This window comes from Johannesbaptistia floridana, from assembly GCF_057440575.1.
Genome location: NZ_JALKVM010000309.1, coordinates 1 through 1,445, shown reverse-complemented (window position 1 = coordinate 1,445; position 1,445 = coordinate 1). Strand labels below are relative to the sequence as shown.

General features: G+C 35.4%; 2 protein-coding genes. Both read right to left on the bottom strand.

The genetic code is table 11. From position 1 onward, the window contains the following. Window positions 1-164: 164 nt before the first annotated feature. A complete protein-coding gene (locus MW688_RS18195) occupies window positions 165-500 on the bottom strand; it encodes an element excision factor XisI family protein (RefSeq protein ID WP_486737434.1) in 336 nt (111 codons plus the stop codon). Next, on the bottom strand, window positions 488-904 hold the full coding sequence (locus tag MW688_RS18190) for an element excision factor XisH family protein (RefSeq protein ID WP_486737433.1): 417 nt from the start codon (window positions 902-904) through the stop codon (window positions 488-490). The genes MW688_RS18195 and MW688_RS18190 overlap by 13 nt, the downstream gene beginning before the upstream one ends. Between the last annotated feature and the right edge of the window lie 541 nt (window positions 905-1,445).

Here is a 1,445-nt window from a genome sequence, read left to right as displayed (position 1 = left end):
AATCCCATTTCTGCTACTATCTCCATACACAACTCATTAAGAAATTCTCTATCTAATCTATCAATAATTTGGTACATAAGTACTGGTGCGAATGATGTGAGTCTAATATAATTCGGTGCGTTACGCGCTCGGCGCTAACGCACCCTACTTCTATCAGATAAAAATTAAGCCAAAGAGAAATCAATTAAATTTCGCTTTTCAGGACGAATAAAACCTAAAATAATATCATCCTTGTCAACCCCTTCTCTCAGTAAATCTTTAGTTATTCCTGATTCTAAGCCATCCCATTCAATATAAATTTTCTGTTCAACAATTCGCAAATGTATAATAACTGAATGAATTCTTTTTGAGTTGTACCAACCCACATCAATTAATAAATAGTTATTAGAAGTTTCATCAGTAATTGCTATAGTTTCGGATTTTTTGTGACTCGGAGAATATTGCGAATGCTGATGAATAATTTGTTTGATAATTTGACGATAATGTGTTACTTGATCCACTGATTAATTACCTCCAATTCTGGGTTAAATACTATTAAATATATCAATTGATCGCTGATGATTTCTTGAATGGGTTCTAGAGAAAAGAAATCCTGATAAATATCATCAGTAATTGCTAAGTAAAGTCCTCTATCTGGTTCAAGTCGTTTGAGAAAACTTCTATAAACATTATATTGCCCAATTGCTTTCTCTAGTTCTGTCATCAAAGAAGGAGTATTAAAAACTTTAATTTCCACTACAATTTTCTCCAAACCTTTTTGTGCAGCAATCACCTTTTCTGCCCCTAAGTCAGCATAGAGACGAATTCCTTTATAATCAAGAGTGAAGGGATCATCCGTAATTTGCCAACCCTCCTTGATTAAGGCTTGTTTTACTTGATTGTGATAGAGATCGTATCTAGGCATCAAATTATAAAACTCTCATAATAAAACAAATTCCTATCTTAATCATTGTATCTGAGAGCAAAGCACCAGTACTTTTGTAGTAACTAGCCATCAGAAAAAAATTCCTTTTATTGTAGATCTTGTAGGTTGGGCCCTTGGCAACGAAACCCAACAAAACAACTCCGCATTCTCCCACGGTTATATGTTGGGTTGCACGACCTTTAACCCAACCTACTCAAAGGAGTTTTTAAGCGCGATCGCCTATTTTCTCTTCAAATCCTATTTCTGCTACTATCTCCATATATAACTCATTAAGAAATTCTCTATCTAATCTATCAATAATTTGGTACATAAGTACTGGTGCGAATGATGTGAGTCTAATATAATTCGGTGCGTTACGCGCTCGGCGCTAACACACCCTACTTCTACTTCTATTTTCATACATAAATAATTCAAATTTTGGAGGTTGGGCCCTTGGCAACGAAACCCAACAAAACAACTCCGCATTCTCCCACGGTTATATGTTGGGTTGCACGACCTTTAACCCAACCTACTCAAAGGA

Coding starts and splice junctions, on each gene's coding strand:
- MW688_RS18190 (WP_486737433.1), bottom strand. CDS start 904: ATGCCTAGATACGATCTCTATCACAATCAAGTAAAACAAGCCTTAATC.